Source organism: Gardnerella sp. KA00127 (assembly GCF_049244125.1).
Lineage (GTDB): Bacteria > Actinomycetota > Actinomycetes > Actinomycetales > Bifidobacteriaceae > Bifidobacterium > Bifidobacterium swidsinskii.
Genome location: NZ_CP058377.1, coordinates 1,608,691 through 1,631,341 on the forward strand (window position 1 = coordinate 1,608,691; position 22,651 = coordinate 1,631,341).

Sequence of the window (22,651 nt, forward strand, 5' to 3'; positions counted from 1 at the left end):
AGCAACTCTCCCTTACTTAAAATGCGAACTGAGCACGTCTAAATCAGCAGTATGAATTGTGATTTTGCCATGTCCAGCCTTATACGGGAACGGAATCGGATTGCAACCACCTTTAAAACCGATAGTTGCCAAATTAATTGCTACATCACACTTACGGCAAATAATCTTACCGTCTTTTTCATAGTAGCCTGCATCGCCGCAGTTTTCGCAAGCATCCAATCCAACGCCATACGCTCCACCATTCTTTTTAATGATTATAAAACGCATAACAGTGCCGTCTTTTGCTTTGTATTGGAAACGATGCAAATGACCATCTGAAACTTGAACGTAATTAATAGTTGCAACACCATCGTGCAATTCATACGGTTCTGGCGGAGTAAGAGTTGGTTTAATATTCATAATAGATACGCCTACAGTAAGCGTAAGTATTACTGTGATAGCAGCCAAAAGAGCTGCGAGCGCAGACTTCCGAGATTTCCTTTTAAACGCTCGCTTCGTGCGAATTTCTGCTGCATTTTCACCAACTACAGCCGTTTTAAAGCCGATTATTACGGATGCAGCAGCAGGAATCATGAACACGCTAATTTGCGCCATAATCATTAATGGAGCGTTATTAATTAGCCAAACAAGCACGCTAAAAGAAAAGTCATCCATATAAAGCAAAATGCTTCCTTGCATAATCTGCAAAAGTGAAGTTATGTGCTGCACTAGCAAAATAATCATGCTTAAAACTACAGCAATTTTGAAGCAAATAGCGTTAGACGTAGTGCGCAAAGAACGCACCATAAGACTTAAGCAGATAGCAGCAATAACGCCAAGCACAAAACCAAGCGCGCGAAGTAACATGTCTGATGTAAAAGGCGGAGTGCTTGAATCTACGAAAATAGTAAGTTGCAAAATAACATCTGGTAAAGCATAAAACACAGTAAACGCTAAGCAACATGCACCAATCGCGTTACTTATGTGCATTAAAAGCGGGCAATTACGCCAATTTTTTATTATTTTGTGTGAAAAAATAACCACAATAATTGCAGCAATATCAAGCGGAACCGCAATACACAACGCCGGCATATTAATAAAGTTTCGCTGATTAATTACCACAGATGCGCGGAGTATAGCAAAAATAAGAGCTGCGACTGTGCCTGCAGACAGCCCATACAATCTCCAACGTGCACTCAGAGGCTTATCTCGCCCCTCGCCAACAGTAAGCGATGTGCTTAATCCCATTGTGAGTAGCGCAAGAGGGAGCAGCCCAGGCATAACTGCCACAAACAGTCTGAGCATAACTCCCTCCTTTGCTATTACTTATTATTTACTAAAATTATTAATTAATCGCTAATTATTAACTAGCTATCACTACCACTGACGAGGAGTGTACTTCCAATCGTCGAAGGTTGCCTTAATTGGCTCAGTCCAGAAGCGACCGGTTACGCCGGTAGCAGGATCGACGTGAAGCATCCAACCCTTCTTTTCTGGGGATTCAATAGAAAGCACGAGCTTGTAATTTCCAGCTTTGTCAAGCTTAACGTTTGCACCGTAGTGAGGACCATCGGAAGCGTTCATCTGCATAAACGTGCCCTTACCAACGGATTCGCCGCTTGCCTTATCGACAATCTCATAATTCACAGTCAAATCTGGAATGAACTCGCCCTTACCGTAGCCAAGCTTTGTACCTTTTTGGTTAGCGTGGATATCGGCTTCAAGGTGGAAGCTTGCTTCGCTTGCCTTCAAGCCCATACCAGCTGGAACCATGTCCACTGGCTGGAAGTACACAGCGCCAATAGTAAGAGGTCCAATGTTCTGATCTTGGTGAGGACCAACTGGAACCTCCTCAAAGCCCTTATCACCGCCCTTGTCGTCAGCCTTGTCGTCAGCCTTCTGCTCGGTTGCTTGTGACTTAGCATCAGTTTTAGCTGAATTGCCATTAGAACCGCAGCCAGCGAGCGCAAGCAGTCCAGCAAGAGCCAAAGCTGCAATTGCCATCATTTTATTATTCTTCATATCTAACCTTCTGTGTTTGTTGTTAGTTATTTTTATTTAATTATTGTTATTGGTTGTTTATTAATTATTTATTAGTTGGTTATTTGTTGTTTTGCTTATTTATTTTCTACCGCTCGTTTCACACGACTTCGCGCAATAGATACGCAAAGCAGTGAAATCACAACAATTGCTGCCACAATTTGAGCAACAATCGTCTCAACATACGGATAGAACCCAAGCCAATCGTTAGTTGGCAAGCCTTGAATATACATTCCTTCGAGAGCATCGCCCTCGATTAACGCGTGCACACCACCGCCTGCAAAAATCACTACGAGAACAGACATAAGAGCACTTGTTCCAGTAAAGAATGGGCGAATTGGTATGTGCACAGATGCGAAACGAATCAGCAAGAATATCACTACAAGAACTGCAGCAGCGGAAATGAAGCCTCCCCAAATCATAGAGTCAGCTCCGTTTGAAACTGCAAAGATTGCTTGATAGAAGATTACAGTTTCTGCACCTTCGCGGAACACCGCAAGGAAACTCAATAACGCTAAAGAAACCAAGCTTCCCTTAGAAACTGCTGCCGTTGTTTGCTCACTAATATACTTATTCCATGCTTGCACTGAAGATCTAGAAATCATCCAGTTACTCGTGTAAAGCAGCATAAGCATTGCGAACAATGCAACAACGCCTTCTGTAATCTCCTGCTGCGGACCAGAGCCATTAAATAGCAAGCCGAATAGTGCAGCTACAGCAAGAGATGCCACAATTCCAGCCGCAATACCTAGGTAAATATACTTCACCATATTCTTGTGACCGGATTTAACAAGGTAAGCAATAATTGCTGCAACAACTAGCAACGCTTCCAAACCTTCACGAAGCAAAATTACGAAAGCCTGACCGAATGAGCTAGTTATGAATTGCATAAATGGATTTGCGCTTGAAGATGCGCCTTTGTCTAATTTTGCTGCGTCTTCAATAAGCATAGATTTAAGATCCGTCACGAATTTTTTAGCTTGCTCAATAGTTCCGCCGTTGTTCATTGTTTGGCGGCACTCTTTGAATTGATACTCGACAGTCGAAACGCGACTTCCGCTTATTGCATTCATCACGTTCTTCTCGAAACCAAGCTTTTCGTAATACTGGTAATAGGCTTCGTTAATTAAATCAACTGCAGATGCTACTTGAGTTTTATTACCTTTTGCAAACTTGTAGGTTGCAACCGATTTGTCGAGAATAACGTTCATTTCTCGAGCAACTTGACCCCACGTACGACCATTGCGCCCAAGGTTTTTCTTTTTTGCAGCATCTAGCTTTTTGCGCTCTGCTTTAATTTGCGCACGCAACTTTTGTGCATAAACATTTGGCTTATCCACTTTTAAGTTGGCATCGAGACTAGATGCAGTTTGTGCAACATCCGCTGCAAGAGCCGTTGAAATAGCACTTATTTGTGAACCTTGATTTTGCTGGTACACAAGCGTTTGCAGCTGCTGGAATTGATCAGTTTGTGCCTGAACTTTATTCTGCCCGATTGCATCTCGCACAACCGTAATCATGTTAGAAGCAACGTAAACGGAATTGTATGCTGCTTCAAATCGAGTTGCAGCTCCAGAATTATTGCCACTATTGTATTCTGATTGACCTTGTAGCAATTCATTGTCGATTGCTTTAGAAACTTCTGTCCAGCTAGTATACGAACGATCTGCATCTGTTGCAAAAGCTGGAATAGTTGTAACAAACGAGCTCACTATGCAACCTACCAACATGCACACAGCCAGAATCAGTGCAGCCGAGTCACGAATAATTCGGCGCACTTTTACACACGCGCGCATAACATCTCCTCGCGTTCTTCCGCGTCTTCTTGCGATTCCGCACTTCTCACGCGTTTTACGCCTTTTGCGTTAACGCATTTCCTGCATATCTACGCACCCTACCCCGATTGAGCGCACCCAACTAAAACTTGCCATTACAAAGGCCCCACAGGTACATAATATCGATATATCAGGTAGATTGATATAGTTCAGCGCAAAAAACTCGCAAATATTACAAAAATGATATTGATAACGATAATTATCAATCTTTTTGCGAATCGTATTGAGAAAAGCCAATAAGCCCAACAAACTCATTAAACATGTTTCTCATACTTTCCACAATGCGACTTTTCTTCTCAGCGCGCGCCTTAGACGCAGCGCCAAATCTGCTCATTCTAGGCATTAAATCATTAATGTCTGTGCCAAGCTCACTCACTTCGCCAGCACTAAAAGATTTCTCCATAAACTTGCGAGTCAAAGCATCGTTTAATCCTTCGCTTTGCACGAGTTGCGCCAAGTCATGATTATACTTTTGCTCAACATACTCGCTCCAGCAATCAACAATACTCACCTTGTTGCCGTTCGAATCGTAAACAGTAATGTTACCTCCAGAATCCGCAAGCTTATCAAGCTCATTTTCGTTAAGCTGCGCAATAAACCCTTCAATAAGCTTCTTTTTACTACGCAACTGAGGGCTTGCATCAACCATCAACCTAATAGAAGCAAGAACATTTTTATCTCTGATTTGTGTTGGCGTTTGTTGTGCGTGTGGGGGTTTTGAGTGTTGAATGTGTTGCTTTCGGTTTTGTTTGCTACTAGGGGCATTCAAAACCGAAAGCTTTTTTGTTTTTGTTCTATTTGTTTCCATACTGCGTTTGAGCGTTTTGAACGTTTTATGCGTTTTGTGTATAGCTATAATCTTATATGCGATTTTGCAAGTCACATCTGCATTTGTTATTTCGTTTCATTTGTTATCTCATCTCTTTTTTACCAAATTGTGTTATTGCAATCAAAAATACAAACACAGATATTGCAATTGCACATGGCAAAAATGGTATAAGATTAAATCCGTTTCCTAATCCTGTTGATGTAACTGCATGTAGAGAGCGGGAGACCATATATCCGCTGTAACAATAAGGATAAACTATCCAAAGTGGAGTATTTGCTATTAATACGCCAGGAATTACAAGAAGTATATTTAATCCAACGGATAACATTGACTTTTCAAAAAGCACAGTAATCGCCCACATGACTATTACGCTTGGAATCATAGTCAAAAACAGATCTAAACACCATTTTAGTAGATACATAATTGGTAGCGTTTCTGCAACTCCCGTGCTACTGGTTGCAAACAATCCTGCTATAACGAATACGGCAAAAAATACGACCATTTCCATAAGCAAATAAAATAGCAGTACGCAAAATTTTGCAGCAGAAATCGCGTATCTGCTAACAGGCAGTGCCAGCATTTTTAGTATTCCGTTATTGCTTGTTTCTCGTCCTGCAATCATCACGCAAATAACAATCATACTAAGCGGAAGCAGATAATATGAGTAGACTAATGCGCTTTGAATAAACATAGCAGCCCATGCGTGTGTATATTCTGGAGTGAAGTATCTATGAAGGCTTGCTACACCAGATCCAACCACAATTAGCGGTGCAATAAAAATCAAAGGAATAATTTTACTACGCTTTACTTTCTTAAATTCGATTCTAAGAAGTTCAAAAAATCTCATTTTCATAATCTCCTTATTCATAGTGCAGGTTCTTAGCCGCCCACAATCCAGAACATAAAAACAGAAGTGTTTCAACTATGGATACGATTACGACCGTAGTATTAGGTTGCGCGCTCATGGCAACTGCTGGTTTTAGCATAACTATAAAAGGTGATGCCATAAAAAGCACAATGTCTGAAGAAGCCAATGCCATGCCGCTTAAAAATCCTGCTACACCAATTCCAAGCGTTACCCACATGTTTTCAAATCGTGATGATACAAAAATCATAAAGGACAATACAGGCATTGACGTAATAAATGAATATGCAGCAAAAGATATAAGAGTACTTACATTAAACGTACCTTGTGGCAAATCTGTTACACCGATTTTTGCAAGTGCTAAATTTTGTATGCAAATAGCGATTAGTAATAGAACAGTCAGCAGCATAAATTTGCATAGGTACATAGCAGGAACGCTCATAGACAGCATATGCATCTTTTTTACTGCATTTCCCTTAAATTCCATGTTGTAGATAATGCATGCTGCGACTATTATGCCGAACATGTTTAACACCATAATCATGCCGTAAAGCTGTGTGAGAAGAATATCCATAGGAGCTAAAGGCAGGTTTAATAATGTATTTTTTCGTACAATGAAATTCACAAAAGCGTATGCTGCTCCCATAACGCCAATAGCAATCATAAGAGCTATAAAGCCAGTTCTCTTGCATTTTTTTAGTTCGATTACAAGCGTTTTCATAGTCTTGCACTCTGCTTCCTGATCTTATTGTCTTCATCAATCATGGATAGGAACATATCTTCCAAATTGTCGGAAGCAAAACCAGATTGTAAAGCATACTGTCGTAGTTCATCTAAACTACCTTCAAATAACAAGTGTCCGTGATTAAGTATTCCAATATCATCTGCAATAAGCTCAATTTCGGATAGCATATGAGAAGAAATAAGAATCGTGCAATCGTAAAGGTCTGGCAGCGACTTAATCAGATTTCGGATTTCGTGTATGCCAGATGGATCGAGTCCATTTGTTGGCTCATCTAAAATCAAAATAGGTGGTCTACCAAGCAATGCTCCAGCAAGACCAAGCCTTTGCTTCATGCCAAGCGAATATTTTTTTGCAAGACGGTCTCCAAACTCAGAAAGACCCACTAATTCTAATGCGTCATCAACTGCACTCTTAGGTAGCGCTAAAATGCGACGTATAATGTCAAGATTTTCTCTACCTGTTAGATTTGCATAGAAAGATGGCGATTCAATAAACGAGCCTATTTCTTTCAAAATAGGTATGCGGTCGGCAGGAAACTGTTTTCCGTCGATTGTAAATACACCTTTTGTTGGAGCCGTAAGCCCTAGGAGCATTTTCATTGTTGTAGATTTTCCAGCTCCATTTGGCCCAAGAAAGCCGTAAATACTACCTTTGCGAATATGAAGTGAAACATCATTAACAGCAATAAATGACTTATATTTTTTTGTTAAATGTTCTGTTGTAACAATATTGTTCATGGCAATATCTCCTTTCAGGATTTATGATATTGCGTCAACCTTTCTACAACATTCTCTTCACCTTACATCTACCTTACATTTTTATGCGAGGTCAAAAAATGAATATTCACATGGCATAATATATGTTAGGAGGCTCTCCATGAATCTGAATGATTATTTATTGAACAAGCATCTGCTGCTTGTTGATGATGAGCAGGAACTTCTAGATATGGTCGTGTCCATATTAAACGAATACGGTTTTTATAATATAACGACTGCAAAAAGTATAAAAGATGCCATAGAAGCAACACAAAAATTACGTCCAGAATTAGCAATCCTTGATGTTATGCTCCCCGACGGTAATGGGTTTGAGCTAATGAAGCAGATAAAACAATATAGTGATTGTCCTATTTTATTCCTTACTGCTTGCGGTGAAGATGAAGATAAGTTTAAGGGATTTGGCTTAGGAGCAGACGATTATATTGTAAAACCGTTTCTTCCAAAAGAGCTAACGTTTCGCATTATGGCAATTTTAAGACGAAGCTACAAGAGCGAAAATCCCATTGTTAAACTGAAAAATAGTCAGATTGATTTTTCTTCTGCCCAAGTAATAAAAAATAACGAACATATTCAACTCACAGCCAAAGAATATGATTTACTTTCTGCACTTTATAGAAATGCTGGATGCATTGTAACAATTGACGCGTTATGTGAAGCTACATGGGGAGCTAATCCTTTTGGATATGAAAATTCTTTAATGGCACATATACGTCGTATCAGAGAAAAAATAGAACTCAATCCATCGCAGCCTGTTTCTTTAATAACAGTTAAAGGCTTAGGATATAAGCTGATTGTGGAGTAAAGCAGAATGAAAAGCATACCAAAACTAATACAACGCTTCATAAGTATTTTTCTACTAAGCTCTGTGCTTATAGTATTAATGAATATTATTGCGTTTGTTGTACTTATAGGAAATTACGCTCCCGATAAAGAGATATCTCCTTATAGCATAGCAAAAGAGACGGGAGAAGCATTACAATTATCCGCAAGTGGGGATTATGCATTATCAAAAAATATGTCTTCCAAATTGACAAATTCTGGCGCATGGGCAATTTTGATTGATAATAATACGTTGAAAGTCGTATGGAAAACAGAAAATGTCCCTGCAGATATTCCAAACAACTATACTTTGTCTGATATAGCTAATTTGAGCGTTGGTTACATTGATGGTTATCCAACTTACACTGGCAAAAATAAGGATGGAGTTGTTGTAGTCGGATTTCCGCACAACAGCTTTTGGAAACATACGCGACCAAGTTGGAACTACAGTTTAATCTTAAATTTTCCGCAGATTGTTTTAAGCGTATTATTTATCAACATTTTGCTGATTCTTGGAATTTATTTAATAGCTAATATAAAACTACTAAAATCAATTAATCCGATTACAAAAGGGATACAACGTTTATCTAGTGGAGAAAGCGTGCATATTCCAGAAACAGGAGCGCTTTCAGAAATTTCATCTAATATAAATTCTGCTTCCGATATTTTGCAAATACAAAAAGAACAATTGAGGAAAAGAGAGACTGCAAGAGCAAATTGGATAGCTGGGGTTTCGCATGATATTCGTACGCCGTTATCTATGGTTATGGGATATGCGGGACAGTTAGAAAATTCTCTCCATATTTTGGAAGAAGATCGTAAAAAAGCAACGATGATTATTAAGCAAAGTGTCAGAATGAAAAATTTGATTAATGACCTTAATCTGGCTTCAAAACTTGAATACAATATGCAACCAATTATGAAAAAAGAAGAAAATGTTGTTGCTGTTGTTAGGCAAGTTGTTGTGGATTTTATGAATATGGGTATGCAAGATGAGTTTTCGATTAAATGGGAAACGGACGCAGAATTGACTGTTTGCAATATTAATGTAGACAAAGATTTATTAAAACGAGCAATATCTAATCTTATTCAGAACAGCATATCTCATAATGAAAATGGGTGTACGATTTATGTATCCGTTGCTGCAAATAATAATAATTGTATTATTTGTGTTGAAGATAACGGTATAGGTGTTTCAGATGAAAAAATCGAAAAGCTTAATCATGCACCGCACTATATGATTTGCGATACAAGTACTGCAGAGCAACGGCATGGTTTGGGTTTGCTGATTGTTCAGCAGATTATTGGCGCTCATAGTGGAACAGTTGATATAAGTAGAAGCAAATACGGTGGGTTTAAGGTTGAGTTAACAGTGCCAAGTAAAAAATTTGAGTTATAGGTCTTTTGGTCTATAACCCAAATATCCAGTATTTATTAGTTGTCTTTTTTGTACACTACCAGAAATAATTAAGACGCTATCTCTAAGATGTCGCATTAAAGAATCAACTGTTTTATAAGACATTACACACAATCTTCTTCTCTGCAATTTTTTACTTTACAGTAAAATTTATTTTACAATTTTACTATTCACGTTTGAAAGTGGAAGTTGATTGCAACACTACCGTATTGCTTGCGTCTAGCTTCGATTTTGTGCAGGCAAGCTAGCTCGCATAGTCATTATTGTGCATTAGTTGGCATTATCCTGCATTAGTCAACACCATTCGGCATTATCCAGCAAAAAAGTGCGCTGGGAATGCGCGCGTTTTGCGAAGCGCATGATTTGGCGAGATTACAGCAAACTCAGAGCCGGTAGTTTGCACGATTTTTTGCAAATCGCTTTCTTGCGATACGAACAACGCAGTTGCGAGCGCATCAGCGTAAGCAGTTGGAAAAGCGCAAGTTTTAGCAGGAACGTAAGTCCAACTTGCAGAAAGTTTTTGCGCAGGAGTTCCATCTAAAGCGTTAATCAAGTGAGTCGCAATTAAATTAGACTCAAAGCCATTTGCATCTTTTCCTAAATAACTTGCGTCTTTTACTTTCCAACGCTTTCTTGCACTAGACGATGCACACAGCGCTCCGCTTGCAATTGATACCACACCTACCGCTTGAGTTGTGTCAAACGGATTTTCCAGAGCCACTTTTATTTGGCTATTTTCTTCGCTAAAGCAAGCGCGCATATCGCCGCCGGCATTTACCAAAAAATCAAAATCCGCATGAAGCTGCTCGCTAAGCTCCTCTTTAATGATCTGCGTTACAAGATCTACAAAATAGCCTTTTCCAGCTGCACCAAAATCAAGCTGCACTGGCTGATTTGTGCAAAGCGTTGTGCCGCCGCCACCTTGCGAAATATCTGACCACGTAACTTGCAAAGCGCGGCGATAGTTAGACCAACTGTCACTGCTACTATTCTCATTCTTACCTGAGCCAGCTGCCGATTGCGGAATAAAGTGAACAGAATTGCTGTAGCCAAGCGCAAGCAGATCCGCACCAATGCACGCGTCGAAAGCTCCGCGAGTAGCAGCGTAAAACTCGCTATAAAGAGCAAAAAGAGGCTGAGCCCATGCTGGAAACTCAAACTCGCCGCCATGCTCCGCACGAGCCATGTGCGAAACAAGCGAATCCGCACGAAACCTAGAAAGTGTACGCTCATACTCTTCAATAAAAGCACGAATCTTCTTCTGCACTCGCTGCGGAATCGGTTTGCTGCTAGAAATAATAATTCCCGTTCCAAGCGCGCGCTCAAACGCCATTACATTCCTAAACATCGCTTGCTTCACTCAAACATTTCATTCGCTTTTTTAGAAAGCTCATACCGAATAGGACGCTCACCTACCACGTCAATCATTCCAAAATCAATCAAACCGTTAAGCGCACTCACAATCTTTCGCTCGCCAATCTTCTCATCAATTGCATTGCCAACGTATTCACTTAATTGCTTGCGAGTCATGGGAGTTGGGTTATAAGAAAAAAGCTTATTTTGCAACAAAATGGTCATCACTTCGTGCTGCACTTTAGAAATCGATGTTTTTTTAGAAAACTCGGATAGCTTATCCATACAGTAAATAATCTGTTTTGCTTGCAAAATAATATTGTCTAATACTTCGTTCTGCGCTTTTTTAATATATTCCAACATTGTGCAGCAAAACATAGTTAAATCGTTGCAATTAAATAGCTCCTGCGATTTGGAAAAAGCAGCATAGTATCCAGATTTTTCTGCATAAACTATAGAGCTTAAGCTCAAAATTGTTGGCATCGAAAGCTGATCATGCAATTGCAAAGCAAGCAAAAATCGCCCAGTTCTGCCGTTCCCATCATAAAATGGGTGCACGCTCTCAAAAGCATAGTGGCACATGCACGCCTTAATAAGCGTTGGGACTTTGCTGATATTCATAAATCTCAACATCTGCATTAAATGATTTTGAATTTCTACTTCCGTTGCATCGCCATCATGCACTACATTATTTGCACCATCACGAATACTTACTTTCCCACTCCTAAAAATCTCACCATCTGGAATGTCTTTTTCTTCTAATTCGCCTTGCATAATGCTGTCGTAAATTTTTCGTATATCTTGTAATATTTGCGGAATTGAAGTGCCATACTCATCGGAGTCGGCAACCGACTTTACATTCAAATCCGCAACAGATTCCGCAACAGACTTTTCTTTAGAATCTGCAAGCTCAAGAAAAAGCTTGGTAAATTCACTAAAACGCGTATGCTTATTCTGTTCACTCGCAGCAGCAAGCGCTTTGGAAAGCTCTTTTCTAGTGCTGTGAACACCCTCAATAATGTTTGTATTTTGCACTTCTTTTGCAATAAGTTGCATTAAATACTCACGCTGAGCAAACCGCGGCAGCATGCTCCATGTTTTTTCAATGACTTTTTCAGTGCACATAATATCATCTATGTGCGTTACAAGATCCGTTACGCACATTGCAAAAATCTCATGATTATCAAATACGATTCCAGAACGATACGTCGCAGGATTATCAATGCGCGATCGATATTCTTCTTCCGCAATATCGCACGGTTTTGCATTACTTTTAGACATTGCAACTATTTTGCGTATTGTTTTGTAATCCATAATGCGACTCCATTTACATTATTGCGTTTACGTTATTGCGTTTACGTTATTGAAGATTTTGTAGTATTGTTTTGCAATATTTTGCTTGCGATATCTTTGCCTATACGCAAATAATGCATTTATCACAAAATGATTGCATAACTAATATAAAAGTCTATTCTATACCGACATTTTGGCAAAATGAAGGCATAGCACGCAAAAAATACTCATATATATACCTACATTTTTGCAAAAACGCACTATAGAAACATGTATTCACTAAATTCAATCTATGCCGTAACGCGTTTTATACGCCGCGTAATCCTTATCTTGCAAAACACTAGCCACATTCGGCGCATATTCGTATTCTTCTTCAACAAGATGCGCAAACTGCTGCTGAGCTAAAAGCTCAACATTCAAAGGCTTTGTAATAATGTGGAACATATCCTCAAGAAGCTTCGTATCGTTAGCATCTTTAGCCTGGATTGAAGCTTCGTCGTTAACGCGCTGAGTTATTAATCCCCAATCAAAATGGTATCCAGCATCTCTCGCAACTATATCCCAAAAAACGCGCCGTGTTCTACCATTGCCCTCACGAAATGGGTGCAAAACATTAAAATTATTGTAATTTACGCTTAGCTTACTAATAAACTCATCAATAGATAAACCTTGCAATAAATTATCATTTTTAAGCGTTTGCTCACAGTAACAAATCCCAACACCCATGTATTCAAGCGGATGAAACGGTTCGCCGCCGCCTTTAGTCATGTCTATAGTGCGAATCTGGTCAGCCCAATCGTAAACATCTTGGAAAAGATAATGATGAATCCACTGCAATTGTTTAACAGTTCCTTCAACATGTGGCAAGTTTTCGTACAAAATAGAACATCTTGTGAGAACAGCATCGTTCTCATATTTATCTAATTCAATCTGATTATTTATATTAGATTTGTTCTTCAATACCCTTGTGTGAGGAATAAGATAAGGGTCAAAAACTGTTTCCACGACACACAACCCAATAACTTAATCCATCACGCCATATCTAGAACGCATTCTAGCAACAAATTCATTGCTACTTATAAGACCATTAGCATATTGATTTGCGTCATAAAGAAACTCTTTTGAAGGCGAATTGCCTTCAAGTTTGCCTGAAGCTATTGCAAGACCCAAATTTTCTTGACGCCTACGTTGCGTTTCTTTATCAATCATTTCTTCTCCCTGCCAGAACCCGCTCAAAAATCAAAAATAACTACGTACTATTTTACTATTCGCAATGCATTTTGATTACAGCATATTTTGCGATTTGACGAATCCAGCATAGGCAAGATACAGCCACTCGTTTCGGCGTAGCATGATTTACACGCTTTAATGCCAGGCAAAATCAATTTCGAGAAACTAAGCAAACTCCACTTCGCAAATTTGAAAATTTTTTAATTTTGCGAAATGAAACGATATTCGCACAAGCCGAAGAACCCAATAAACAGAACGCGATCGAAAGATGCGAAAAGAAAGAGCCTTCGCACACGAACGCAAATAGGCACTCACTTTCAAAAGTGAAAAAATTTTACAGTTTTGAAAGTGAAAGTGCGAATCTGCTTGCAAACACTCGCCACGATTCTTACGACATTGAAGGAATCCGCGTAATAGACATAGCGCAATGGCTGCTCGAAACAAACACGTCGTTTCGTTTGTGAGCGTTACTTTCTCAGTCGGCTAACTGAGTTTTTAACAGTGTTTTGCCAATCACCGTTACTTTCTCAGTTCGTTAGCTGAGTTAGTAACAGTGCTTCGCCTCTGAGATCTATTTTCTTTACAAACGCGCTATAAAAACAAAAAGGCAGGAGCCTGAGAATATCCCAAACTCCTGCCTTAGAAGAGATTACCTTGCTTACACAAGTTCATAAACTTACAAAAGCAACAAACTTACATAAGCAACAAAAGCAACCTTAAATCACCTTAGCGTTAGGCAGCACGTTGCCGTCTTTATCAACGTTACAACTATGCTCAACAGCAATCGTAATATTGTCAGAGTCAACCGAGTAGAAGCCATCCGTCACCTTAAAAACGTGACGCACGCCTTTCAAATCGTCAACCTTCACAAAACCGTGATCAATCAACGCAAGCACAGCCTCATGTCCAGGAAGCACGCCCATTGCGCCATTCACAGAAGGAATAACCACAAACTTGGCGTCACCTTCCCAAACAGGATGCCTGGCTGCCACCACACTAACGTGCAGCGATTTTACTTGCTTCTCCGACATAATCACGCACCAAACTCTTGCTGCATATCGTGCCAACGACGCTCAAGATCATCAATGCCACCGATACCAGAGAATGCCTGCTCAGGAATCTCATCGTAAACACCATCGCAAATGCGAGTGAATGCCTCAATGGTTTCGTCTGCTGGCACATAAGAACCTGGACGACCAGTGAACTTTTCAGCCACATAGAAGTTCTGACCAAGGAACTGCTCAATCTTACGAGCGCGGCTGACAGTAGTCTTATCTTCCTCACCAAGCTCATCGATACCAATCAAAGCGATGATGTCCTGAAGCTCCTTGTTACGCTGCAAAATAGCCTTAACGCGGTTCGCGCAATCATAATGAGCCTGACCAACGTAACGCGGATCCAAAATTCTAGAAGTAGAAGTCAAAGGACCCACAGCTGGGTAAATACCCTTAGCTGCAATATCACGCGAAAGCTCAGTAGTTGCATCCAAGTGCGTAAAGGTTGTTGCAGGTGCAGGATCAGTGTAATCATCTGCAGGAACGTAAATAGCCTGAAGTGACGTAATGGAATGGCCGCGCGTAGAAGTAATACGCTCCTGTAATGCACCCATTTCATCTGCCAAGTTTGGCTGGTAACCAACTGCGGAAGGCATACGACCAAGCAGCGTGGAAACCTCAGAACCAGCCTGAGTAAAGCGGAATATGTTATCGATGAACAGCAACACATCCTGATTCTGCACATCGCGGAAGTACTCAGCCATAGTCAAAGCGGTAAGAGGCACGCGAAGACGAGTCCCAGGAGGCTCATCCATCTGACCAAAGACAAGCGCTGTTTTCTCCAAAACGCCAGCATCAGCCATTTCGCCAATCAAATCGTTACCTTCACGGGTACGTTCGCCAACGCCAGCAAACACAGACACACCACCGTGATTCTGTGCAACGCGCTGAATCATTTCCTGAATCAACACAGTTTTACCAACGCCTGCACCACCGAACAGACCAATTTTACCGCCCTGAACGTAAGGGGTAAGCAAATCGATAACCTTAATACCAGTTTCGAACATCTGAGTCTTAGACTCAAGCTGATCAAAAGCAGGTGGGTTACGGTGAATTGGCCAACGCTCAGTTACTTCAATGTGTTCGCCAGGCTTAGCATTCAAAATGTTGCCTGTAACATCGAACACGTGACCCTTAGTAACATCACCAACAGGTACAGAGATTGGGCCGCCAGTATCTCGCACTAAAGCACCACGAACCAAACCGTCAGTAGGCTTTAAAGCAACTGCACGCACAGTCGAATCACCAAGGTGCTGCTCAACTTCCAGCGTAATCTCGTGGACGGTATCTCCCTCGGTGTTTCCAACGGTGTTGATATCGACTTTGAGAGCATTGTAAATATCCGGCAGATAGCCGACCGGGAATTCAACGTCAATCACGGAACCCTGAACGCGGGTTACGCGACCAGCTGTTGGATCGACCTCCTGCTCAGCTTCTGGAGGCGCTGTGGTCTGATTTTCAGCCATATGCTCCTAATCCTCCTCATTATTCAGCGCATCAGCGCTGCCGATAATTTCGGTAAGTTCTTGAGTAATGGATGCCTGACGAGAAGCATTAAGCTTTCTTGTCAAATCATCCACCAAATTGCGGGCGTTATCTGTAGCCGTATGCATAGCGTTCTGTCTGCTTGCCGTTTCGGAAGCAGCAGAAGTAAGTAAGCACTCGTGAATACGAGACTGAATATACTTCGGCAAAACAGCATCCAATACTTCATCCGGGCTTGGTTCGAAGCAATACTCCACAGCTTCTGGATTGCTGCGGCTCACTGCTTCTTCACGAGCCGAAACTGCGCTCGTAGACGACAATGCTGCTGAAGGACCAGAAGCTGCTTCATAGTCAGGACGATGCATAGAAAACTCTTCACCGTCCTTCAAAGGAACCAACTCAACTGGCAGCATGCGTAACGTACGAACTTTTTGCCTCACCATATTTATAAATTCAGTGAACACAATATACAGTTCCGAAACTCCGCCTTCTGCTTCCGGCGTCATATAAGCGTCCATTAAAGTATCGGAAATCTTTTCAGCAATAGTAACGTCTGGGTGGTCAGTAGAACCTTCCCAAGTACCTGCCACATCGCGATTGCGATACTTGTAGTAAGTTGCACCGCGTCGACCGTACACGTACAGTTCTGCATGCTTACCTTCTGCATCGAGTTTTGCAAGAAGTGCTTCAGTCTCACGAATAATCGAAGACGTAAACGCACCTGCCATACCACGATCAGAAGTAAGAGCTAAAACTGCTACACGATTGCCAGCATGCTCTTTACCAAAAATAGGATGCTTAATATTTGCTTCGTGATGAGCTACCAACGCCTGCACGGCATCGAAAATTGCGTCACTATAAGGCTTAGCATTAAGCGCAATATCTCGCGCTTTAGCGATATGAGAAGACGCAATCATTTCCTGAGCCTTAAAGATTTTACCCAAAGACTGTGTGGAAATAATTCTCGATTTCAATGCAAGTTGGGAGGACATACGCTACTTCCCCTCAGGCTCGCGACTGTCTGCTTTCGGCTTAGCTACGAGCTGTTCCTTCTCAACAGGAGCAGGGTTTTCAGCCGGCGGCAAAGAATCCTTTACAATCAAAGGCTTGCCAGCAGATGTCTTAAACGTCCTACGGAAATCATCAATGGCTGCATCAAGCTTAGCTTCAGTTTCCTTAGTGAAGTCTTCAGTATCGCGAATTACTTGCAAAATGTCGGTTCCCTTATCCAAGTAATCCAACAATTCGCTTTCGAAACGCAACACATCCTTCACAGGAATATCGTCAAGCTTGCCATGAGTACCAGCCCACACAGAAACAACTTCTTGCTCCATTGCTCGAGGAGAGAACTGCTTCTGCTTAAGTAGCTCAGTCAAACGAGCACCACGAGTAAGCTGCGCCTTTGAGGCTGCATCCAAATCAGAAGCGAACATTGCGAAGGATTCCAAAGACTTGTAACGAGCCAAAGAAATCTTCAACATGCCGGAGACTTTCTTCAAAGCCTTAGCCTGAGCTGCACCACCAACACGAGACACGGAAATACCAACGTCTACTGCTGGACGCTGACCGGCGTTGAACAAATCAGACTGCAAGAAGATCTGACCATCGGTGATAGAAATCACGTTGGTTGGAATGTATGCAGAAACATCGTTTGCCTTGGTTTCGATAATTGGAAGACCGGTCATAGAACCGCCACCCAAATCGTCAGAAAGCTTAGCACAACGTTCAAGCAGACGAGAGTGCAAGTAGAACACGTCGCCTGGGTAAGCTTCACGCCCAGGTGGACGACGCAAAAGCAAGGAAATTGAACGGTATGCTTCTGCTTGTTTCGACAGATCATCGAAAACAATCAAAACGTGCTTGCCGTTATACATCCAGTGCTGACCGATTGCAGAACCAGTGTAAGGTGCAATGTATTTAAAACCTGCAGAATCAGAAGCTGGACTTGCCACGATTGTGGTGTACTTCATAGCTCCTGCTTCTTCAAGGCTTTGACGCACTGAAGCAATAGTAGAACCCTTTTGACCGATTGCTACATAAATGCAGCGAACCTGTTTCTTTGGATCTCCAGTTTCCCAGTTAGCACGCTGGTTAATAATCGTATCTATTGCGATTGCAGTCTTACCTGTTTGACGGTCACCAATAATCAACTGGCGCTGACCACGACCTATTGGCGTCATTGCGTCAATAGCCTTCAAACCAGTAGACAATGGTTCATCGACTGGATGACGGTGAATAACGTCTGGAGCCTGGGCTTCAAGAATACGACGCTCATTGCACTCAATCGCACCCAAACCATCGATTGGATTACCCAACGGATCCACAGTACGACCAAGATAAGCGTCACCAACCGGCACAGACAACACCTCGCCTGTGCGGTATACTTCCTGCCCTTCCTCAATGCCTGTAAAATCGCCGAGAATAACGACGCCGATTTCGTGCGCATCAAGGTTGAACGCAAGACCCAAGGTATCGTTCTCGAATGTGAGCAGCTCGTTTGCCATGCAGCCGGACAATCCAGCTACGTGCGCAATGCCGTCACCAGCCGTAACAACATAGCCAACTTCTTGCGTTGGCATGTCGGTAGGCTTATACGAGTCAACAAACCCGTCGAGCGCTTTGCGTATCAGGGCGGGATCAATAGATAGTTCCGCCATAATTCTCCTTAATTTACTACTTCACTGCCTGTGTCCAAGCACCATTTCGCGCAGAACGCTGCAACTGCTTAAGCTGCATCAACATGGTGCGATCGGTTATTTGATCACCGATTTGTATACGCATACCACCAAGCACGTTTGGATCCACAATTGGGTTAATGTATGCACGATGACCCAACTTATTGCTGTAGATTTCAATCAAACGCTTAATTTGCTTATCTGTAAGCGGCTGAGCAGTAGTGACTGTAACCAATGTTTCGCCAGCTTCACGCTCAAATCCTGACCAAGCACCACCGAAGCTACCGGTTTTACCGCTTTCGGCACCTCCGTGCCAAGTTCCTACTAGATAATGCATAATGCGCAATACAACAGGGTGCGCCTTACCTCCAATAAGCTCGTCAATAAGGCGAGACTTATCTTCCGAAGACCTATTCGGATCAGTAATCGCATCAGAAAGCTCAGGATACTTATCAATCATGTCCATCATTGACGAAAGCTCGTCTGAAATGCGCTGCGCTTCATCGTGCGCATCTGAGATGGCCTGAGCAAGCGAAGAACGCGACAAACTATCGTTTGCTCGCGATGCCTTTTCTGGCATTCTTACCTCCTCGTTTCTGTAAAAAACGAAGTAATGCAAATAATACAAAATGAAATAACCGTAATTTTATTTTGCGATTATTCAGTTTTGTACATTACTTTACTTGCTTTGATCCGAATTTTTAGTGTCTCCAACTTCATCGATCACATGATCAATAATCTTGGAGCTGACGGTATCGTCATCCAATTTGGATGCAAGAATCTTGCCAGCTAAAGCTGCTGCAAGAACCGACACCTCTCCTTGGAGGCTGGACATGGCATGCTTATGCTGAGCCTCAATAGAATGCTGCGCTTCACTGATAATCTTCGCAGCATCCTTTTCAGCGCGTTGTCTAGCTTCGCCAATAATTTTTGAAGCTTCCGATCGAGCCTCTTCACGAGTCTTTGCAGCATCAGTTTGAGCTTGAGAAAGTTCGTTTTCAATCTGGCTCTTCAACTCGTCTGCTTCACGCTGCACATTAGCAGCCTTAGCCATTCCGCCTTCAATTTTTTCTGCACGCTCGTCGAGAATTGCCTGGAATTTAGGCATAACAAACTTGTAGAAAAACGCTGCAAGAACTACCAAAACTACTAATGACCACAGTACGTCATAAGGCTCAGGCAAGAACAACGCCAACTTATTACTTCCGGCTGCATATGCCATGGCTTGTCCTTTCTATTCTTTCAACACTATTCGTGTTGTGCATTGTAAGTTTTGTTCAGGCTCCCATAATGTAGGAAACGAAGCCAAGCAAGCCCAAAACCTCAATAAATGCCAAGCCGACGAACATAAACAGCTGAATGCGGTTGCCAACCTCTGGCTGACGTGCAGTAGATTCCATAGCCTTAGACACTACTATTGCCATGCCGAGTGCAGGGGAAATAGTTGCTACAGCAAAGCCAAGAATGCTCAGGTTGCCGGTCAAACCTGCAAGAGCGATGATACTATTCATTGGTTTCCTTTCTGTTGAAACAGTAACCAGTATAAACCCGTAAGATATGTAAAATCTGAAACTACTTTTATTAAGCAGCTACAACAGCAGACTTTTCTTCCTCTTCCGGATAACTTTCCGAAATGTAGACTGAAGCAAGCACTGTAAAAATAAATGCCTGCAAGCCAGCTACCATAATTTCGAATAGGGTAAACAGAATGCCACCAAGCAGCCACAAAGCACCGCCTAAGGCAAGGAGTTTATTGCTGGAATCCACCACGAAGAAATTGGTGAATACTAAACAAGTGGCCACCAGCAAATGGCCAGCAATCATATTCGCAAACAAACGAATTGTAAGCGAAAGTGGTCGCACAATTATTAATTCTATGAGCTGCAATGGCAAAAGAATAAAGTAAATCGGCCATGGCACACCCGCTGGGAACAATGCTTCGCGGAAGAATCGCAAAAAACCTTTTTCGCGAATGCCAGCAATAAGATATTGGCAAACAACCCACAAAGCAAATACCAACGGACAAGCAATGGTTGCGGTTGCAGCCATATTTAATCCTGGAATCACAGAACAAAGATTAAAGAAGAAAATAGTGAGGAATAATGTGGACATCATTGGCACATAGCGCTTGCCGCGTTCCTCGCCAATCATTTCGTAAACAATGTTGTAGCGCACAAAATCCATCAAAATTTCAAGCACGCTTTGGAATCTGCCAGGAACCACCTTTGCTCGCATAGCACCAATTCCAAAAATAATCATTACTACTACTGCCATAAGTAAGCGCACCAAAATAATGCGATTCATGGCAAATGGAGTGCCTTGGAACAAAATTTCTGGAGGCAAAAACTCACTAATATTAGGTAGCTCTGGTTTATTCGAAGCTACAGTAGAAGCTACAGTTGTGGTCTTCTGTAAAACATCAACCATTACATCCATAAGTGCCTCCTTATAGCAATTCGTTCACACGCCTCAATTCAGTGCCGCTCACTCACATACTCAATTCATTCATTCTCGCGGCATATATATCAAACTAGATCATATGTTTCATATTTCGTAAGGCGCGGGGCACGAAACGAAAAATATATCTAATTGCTGATTGTACTCTTTGCTTGTACATAAAATTACGCAACGTCAAAATTTATTTATTCATACCGTACTTAACTCCGTCAAATGGATAAAAATTATCGGAGCGCGGAGAAGCTGGCTCATGTCTTATAGAACGTTCAGTTCCAAGCCTTCCAGCAGTTCTTAAATGAGGAATATCAGAAAGATTGTAAGGCGTAGTTTCGTACACCCAATTAAGCCAGTTGCGCCAAAGCAAATTCGCGTGCGCGCGCCAAGAAAATAATGGCTCTAATTTTGGATCGTCATGAGGGAAATAGTTGTAAGGAAATGGAACGTTGCTCAAACCTTTTAACATGTCACGCTCATATTCCTGCGCAAGAGTCATTTTGCCGTATTCCCAATGCCCTAGGGCAAAAACTTCAGAAAAATCACGCGTAGCAACTAAGCCCGGACCAGATTCGGGACCATACGTAAGAATCTGCAAACGCTGATCTGCAGAAATGCTGTCAACATCAACACTCGCTATTCTAGAATGCGGTTGTAAAGCGATTTCATCAAAACCATTTGTAAGGAAACAGTACTCATCCTGCAAATATTGCGGGAACACACCAAAAACTTTTTTGCTGAGAACATGCTTTTTTACGCCATATCGATAGTAAAGCGCACCCATTGCACCCCAGCACAAATACATTGTTGAGAAAACGTGTGTTGATGCCCAGTCAAGAATTTGCGTAAATTCGTGCCAGTAGTCGACATCTTCAAATTCCATATGCTCAACAGGAGCGCCCGTCACAACAAATCCGTCATAATAGTTGTTACGAAGTGCGTCAAGATTTTCATAGAATTTTACTAAATGATCAGTGCTAACATGCGTTGATACATGCGTAGAAGTTTTCATAAAATCGACGTCGACTTGCAAAGGAGACTTAGAAATGAGTCTCAAAAGCTGAGTTTCTGTCTCGATTTTTTTGGGCATAAGATTCAAAATCAACAAACGAAGTGGTCGAACATCCTGCTGTTCTGCTTCTGGGCGTTCCAATGCAAAAATTCGCTCAGCATCTAATATGCTTCGCGCTGGCAATCCTTCAGGAATCTTAATAGGCATATGTTTATTATACTCCACACTTGTTTATGTTTATTGTGCCTATGTCACGCATGTGCACGAATCGTAAAATTCTAACCAAATACAGCGAGACACGCCCGAAAGTTGACAAATTTAAATTTGCACCTATCGTAGATAGAGCTGCTAAAAGTAGCCGACGCGGGGTGGAGCAGCTCGGTAGCTCGCTGGGCTCATAACCCAGAGGTCCATGGTTCAAATCCATGCCCCGCTACGAATAAGGTCGTAGGTTCTACTTTTAAGAATTCTGCGGCCTTTTCTATTTCCGGAACACGCCATGGAGTGGCTTCATTTAATCTCATATTGACCGACGGTCGTGTCATATCTAATACTTCCGCCAATTCATTTTGCGTACGTCTTTGACCCGCCAAAAGCATACGAATATTCATTGTCACAATCTGATTCAATGTCAAATCCATTATCATTCATCTTTCTTTCCTAAAACCAACTAGCCTTTTCATCCTATCGGTTAGTTACATATATAGTATATCACATATTATGTATTTGTAAAAAAAACGGACTTGAAACCGTGTAACGAAACAATACGTAAAATCTTTTCTCTACGTATTC

22 protein-coding genes, 1 tRNA gene and 1 pseudogene are annotated in these 22,651 nt (G+C 41.6%); 3 read left to right on the plus strand and 21 right to left on the minus strand.

The window, feature by feature from the left end:
* Nucleotides 1-12: 12 nt before the first annotated feature.
* The 7 genes and pseudogenes from HXT48_RS06645 to HXT48_RS06675 form a co-directional block, all read right to left on the minus strand.
* Nucleotides 13-1,284, minus strand: a complete 1,272-nt coding sequence (locus HXT48_RS06645; protein WP_102155495.1) for a DUF2318 domain-containing protein — start codon at nt 1,282-1,284, stop codon at nt 13-15.
* Between the two features lie 72 nt (nt 1,285-1,356).
* The gene (locus HXT48_RS06650) at nt 1,357-2,001 is read right to left on the minus strand and encodes an iron transporter (RefSeq protein WP_012913768.1); all 645 of its coding nucleotides are present in this window, start codon (nt 1,999-2,001) and stop codon (nt 1,357-1,359) included.
* 95 nt (nt 2,002-2,096) lie between these two features.
* The gene (locus HXT48_RS06655) at nt 2,097-3,815 is read right to left on the minus strand and encodes an FTR1 family iron permease (RefSeq protein ID WP_012913767.1); all 1,719 of its coding nucleotides are present in this window, start codon (nt 3,813-3,815) and stop codon (nt 2,097-2,099) included.
* A gap of 241 nt (nt 3,816-4,056) precedes the next feature.
* Nucleotides 4,057-4,536 (minus strand): annotated as a pseudogene (locus HXT48_RS06660) (type I restriction endonuclease subunit R, EcoR124 family); the annotation flags it as partial.
* A 229-nt stretch (nt 4,537-4,765) separates the two neighbouring features.
* Entirely contained in the window at nt 4,766-5,530 is a 765-nt protein-coding gene (locus HXT48_RS06665) for an ABC transporter permease (RefSeq protein WP_174182795.1), read from the minus strand.
* Nucleotides 5,531-5,543: 13 nt separating this feature from the next.
* A complete protein-coding gene (locus HXT48_RS06670; RefSeq protein ID WP_421793046.1) occupies nt 5,544-6,269 on the minus strand; it encodes an ABC transporter permease in 726 nt (241 codons plus the stop codon).
* Nucleotides 6,266-7,030 carry an ABC transporter ATP-binding protein gene (locus HXT48_RS06675; protein ID WP_102155503.1) on the minus strand — a complete coding sequence of 255 codons (765 nt, stop codon included), beginning with the start codon at nt 7,028-7,030 and terminating at the stop codon, nt 6,266-6,268. Before HXT48_RS06675 ends, HXT48_RS06670 begins: the two co-directional genes overlap by 4 nt.
* Before the next feature lie 139 nt (nt 7,031-7,169).
* On the opposite strand from HXT48_RS06675, the gene HXT48_RS06680 reads away from it, so the two are divergent.
* Both HXT48_RS06680 and HXT48_RS06685 read left to right on the plus strand, forming a co-directional pair.
* On the plus strand, nt 7,170-7,871 hold the full coding sequence (locus HXT48_RS06680; RefSeq protein WP_174182794.1) for a response regulator transcription factor: 702 nt from the start codon (nt 7,170-7,172) through the stop codon (nt 7,869-7,871).
* Between the two features lie 6 nt (nt 7,872-7,877).
* Nucleotides 7,878-9,287: a sensor histidine kinase gene (locus HXT48_RS06685; protein ID WP_421793047.1), complete on the plus strand. Its 1,410-nt coding sequence runs from the start codon at nt 7,878-7,880 to the stop codon at nt 9,285-9,287.
* Between the two features lie 328 nt (nt 9,288-9,615).
* On the opposite strand, the gene HXT48_RS06690 is transcribed toward HXT48_RS06685, so the two are convergent.
* The 13 genes from HXT48_RS06690 to HXT48_RS06750 form a co-directional block, all read right to left on the minus strand.
* Complete coding sequence (locus HXT48_RS06690; protein ID WP_174182821.1) at nt 9,616-10,638, minus strand: FAD:protein FMN transferase; 1,023 nt, start codon at nt 10,636-10,638, stop codon at nt 9,616-9,618.
* Between the two features lie 23 nt (nt 10,639-10,661).
* The gene (locus HXT48_RS06695; protein WP_102155511.1) at nt 10,662-11,972 is read right to left on the minus strand and encodes a Fic family protein; all 1,311 of its coding nucleotides are present in this window, start codon (nt 11,970-11,972) and stop codon (nt 10,662-10,664) included.
* A 264-nt stretch (nt 11,973-12,236) separates the two neighbouring features.
* Entirely contained in the window at nt 12,237-12,956 is a 720-nt protein-coding gene (locus tag HXT48_RS06700) for a Fic/DOC family protein (protein ID WP_102155513.1), read from the minus strand.
* A gap of 18 nt (nt 12,957-12,974) precedes the next feature.
* Entirely contained in the window at nt 12,975-13,160 is a 186-nt protein-coding gene (locus HXT48_RS06705; protein ID WP_012913757.1) for an antitoxin VbhA family protein, read from the minus strand.
* 737 nt (nt 13,161-13,897) lie between these two features.
* On the minus strand, nt 13,898-14,212 hold the full coding sequence (locus tag HXT48_RS06710) for a F0F1 ATP synthase subunit epsilon (RefSeq protein WP_033888552.1): 315 nt from the start codon (nt 14,210-14,212) through the stop codon (nt 13,898-13,900).
* A gap of 2 nt (nt 14,213-14,214) precedes the next feature.
* Complete coding sequence (gene atpD, locus HXT48_RS06715) at nt 14,215-15,702, minus strand: F0F1 ATP synthase subunit beta (RefSeq protein WP_421793048.1); 1,488 nt, start codon at nt 15,700-15,702, stop codon at nt 14,215-14,217.
* A 6-nt stretch (nt 15,703-15,708) separates the two neighbouring features.
* A complete protein-coding gene (locus tag HXT48_RS06720) occupies nt 15,709-16,713 on the minus strand; it encodes a F0F1 ATP synthase subunit gamma (protein WP_004574170.1) in 1,005 nt (334 codons plus the stop codon).
* Nucleotides 16,714-16,716: 3 nt separating this feature from the next.
* Nucleotides 16,717-18,378: a F0F1 ATP synthase subunit alpha gene (atpA, locus tag HXT48_RS06725; RefSeq protein ID WP_004574171.1), complete on the minus strand. Its 1,662-nt coding sequence runs from the start codon at nt 18,376-18,378 to the stop codon at nt 16,717-16,719.
* A gap of 16 nt (nt 18,379-18,394) precedes the next feature.
* Entirely contained in the window at nt 18,395-18,976 is a 582-nt protein-coding gene (locus HXT48_RS06730; RefSeq protein WP_004574172.1) for a F0F1 ATP synthase subunit delta, read from the minus strand.
* Nucleotides 18,977-19,075: 99 nt separating this feature from the next.
* Nucleotides 19,076-19,618 (minus strand): F0F1 ATP synthase subunit B, encoded by a 543-nt coding sequence (locus tag HXT48_RS06735; protein WP_004109948.1) that lies wholly within the window; start codon nt 19,616-19,618, stop codon nt 19,076-19,078.
* Between the two features lie 55 nt (nt 19,619-19,673).
* Nucleotides 19,674-19,907 carry an ATP synthase F0 subunit C gene (gene atpE, locus HXT48_RS06740; RefSeq protein WP_004109950.1) on the minus strand — a complete coding sequence of 78 codons (234 nt, stop codon included), beginning with the start codon at nt 19,905-19,907 and terminating at the stop codon, nt 19,674-19,676.
* Between the two features lie 70 nt (nt 19,908-19,977).
* Complete coding sequence (gene atpB, locus HXT48_RS06745; RefSeq protein ID WP_421793049.1) at nt 19,978-20,832, minus strand: F0F1 ATP synthase subunit A; 855 nt, start codon at nt 20,830-20,832, stop codon at nt 19,978-19,980.
* A 202-nt stretch (nt 20,833-21,034) separates the two neighbouring features.
* Nucleotides 21,035-22,066, minus strand: coding sequence for a homoserine O-succinyltransferase (locus tag HXT48_RS06750; protein ID WP_076002579.1), 1,032 nt, complete (start codon nt 22,064-22,066; stop codon nt 21,035-21,037).
* A gap of 155 nt (nt 22,067-22,221) precedes the next feature.
* On the opposite strand from HXT48_RS06750, the gene HXT48_RS06755 reads away from it, so the two are divergent.
* Nucleotides 22,222-22,295, plus strand: a tRNA-Met gene (locus HXT48_RS06755).
* Here the strand turns inward: HXT48_RS06755 and HXT48_RS06760 are convergent.
* A complete protein-coding gene (locus tag HXT48_RS06760) occupies nt 22,255-22,506 on the minus strand; it encodes a helix-turn-helix domain-containing protein (protein ID WP_116285258.1) in 252 nt (83 codons plus the stop codon). The genes HXT48_RS06755 and HXT48_RS06760 overlap by 41 nt on opposite strands.
* Between the last annotated feature and the right edge of the window lie 145 nt (nt 22,507-22,651).

Excerpts from the sequence above, each read along its gene's own strand:
- atpD (WP_421793048.1), bottom strand. The coding sequence starts at position 15,702 with ATGGCTGAAAATCAGACCACAGCGCCTCCAGAAGCTGAGCAGGAGGTC.
- HXT48_RS06760 (WP_116285258.1), bottom strand. The coding sequence starts at position 22,506 with ATGATAATGGATTTGACATTGAATCAGATTGTGACAATGAATATTCGT.
- HXT48_RS06720 (WP_004574170.1), bottom strand. The coding sequence starts at position 16,713 with ATGTCCTCCCAACTTGCATTGAAATCGAGAATTATTTCCACACAGTCT.
- HXT48_RS06645 (WP_102155495.1), bottom strand. The coding sequence starts at position 1,284 with ATGCTCAGACTGTTTGTGGCAGTTATGCCTGGGCTGCTCCCTCTTGCG.
- atpB (WP_421793049.1), bottom strand. The coding sequence starts at position 20,832 with ATGGATGTAATGGTTGATGTTTTACAGAAGACCACAACTGTAGCTTCT.
- HXT48_RS06655 (WP_012913767.1), bottom strand. The coding sequence starts at position 3,815 with ATGCGCGCGTGTGTAAAAGTGCGCCGAATTATTCGTGACTCGGCTGCA.
- atpE (WP_004109950.1), bottom strand. The coding sequence starts at position 19,907 with ATGAATAGTATCATCGCTCTTGCAGGTTTGACCGGCAACCTGAGCATT.
- HXT48_RS06680 (WP_174182794.1), top strand. The coding sequence starts at position 7,170 with ATGAATCTGAATGATTATTTATTGAACAAGCATCTGCTGCTTGTTGAT.
- HXT48_RS06670 (WP_421793046.1), bottom strand. The coding sequence starts at position 6,269 with ATGAAAACGCTTGTAATCGAACTAAAAAAATGCAAGAGAACTGGCTTT.
- HXT48_RS06665 (WP_174182795.1), bottom strand. The coding sequence starts at position 5,530 with ATGAGATTTTTTGAACTTCTTAGAATCGAATTTAAGAAAGTAAAGCGT.
- HXT48_RS06705 (WP_012913757.1), bottom strand. The coding sequence starts at position 13,160 with ATGATTGATAAAGAAACGCAACGTAGGCGTCAAGAAAATTTGGGTCTT.
- HXT48_RS06735 (WP_004109948.1), bottom strand. The coding sequence starts at position 19,618 with ATGGCATATGCAGCCGGAAGTAATAAGTTGGCGTTGTTCTTGCCTGAG.
- HXT48_RS06685 (WP_421793047.1), top strand. The coding sequence starts at position 7,878 with ATGAAAAGCATACCAAAACTAATACAACGCTTCATAAGTATTTTTCTA.
- HXT48_RS06675 (WP_102155503.1), bottom strand. The coding sequence starts at position 7,030 with ATGAACAATATTGTTACAACAGAACATTTAACAAAAAAATATAAGTCA.
- HXT48_RS06750 (WP_076002579.1), bottom strand. The coding sequence starts at position 22,066 with ATGCCTATTAAGATTCCTGAAGGATTGCCAGCGCGAAGCATATTAGAT.
- HXT48_RS06650 (WP_012913768.1), bottom strand. The coding sequence starts at position 2,001 with ATGAAGAATAATAAAATGATGGCAATTGCAGCTTTGGCTCTTGCTGGA.
- HXT48_RS06730 (WP_004574172.1), bottom strand. The coding sequence starts at position 18,976 with ATGCCAGAAAAGGCATCGCGAGCAAACGATAGTTTGTCGCGTTCTTCG.
- HXT48_RS06695 (WP_102155511.1), bottom strand. The coding sequence starts at position 11,972 with ATGGATTACAAAACAATACGCAAAATAGTTGCAATGTCTAAAAGTAAT.
- HXT48_RS06710 (WP_033888552.1), bottom strand. The coding sequence starts at position 14,212 with ATGTCGGAGAAGCAAGTAAAATCGCTGCACGTTAGTGTGGTGGCAGCC.
- HXT48_RS06690 (WP_174182821.1), bottom strand. The coding sequence starts at position 10,638 with ATGGCGTTTGAGCGCGCGCTTGGAACGGGAATTATTATTTCTAGCAGC.
- atpA (WP_004574171.1), bottom strand. The coding sequence starts at position 18,378 with ATGGCGGAACTATCTATTGATCCCGCCCTGATACGCAAAGCGCTCGAC.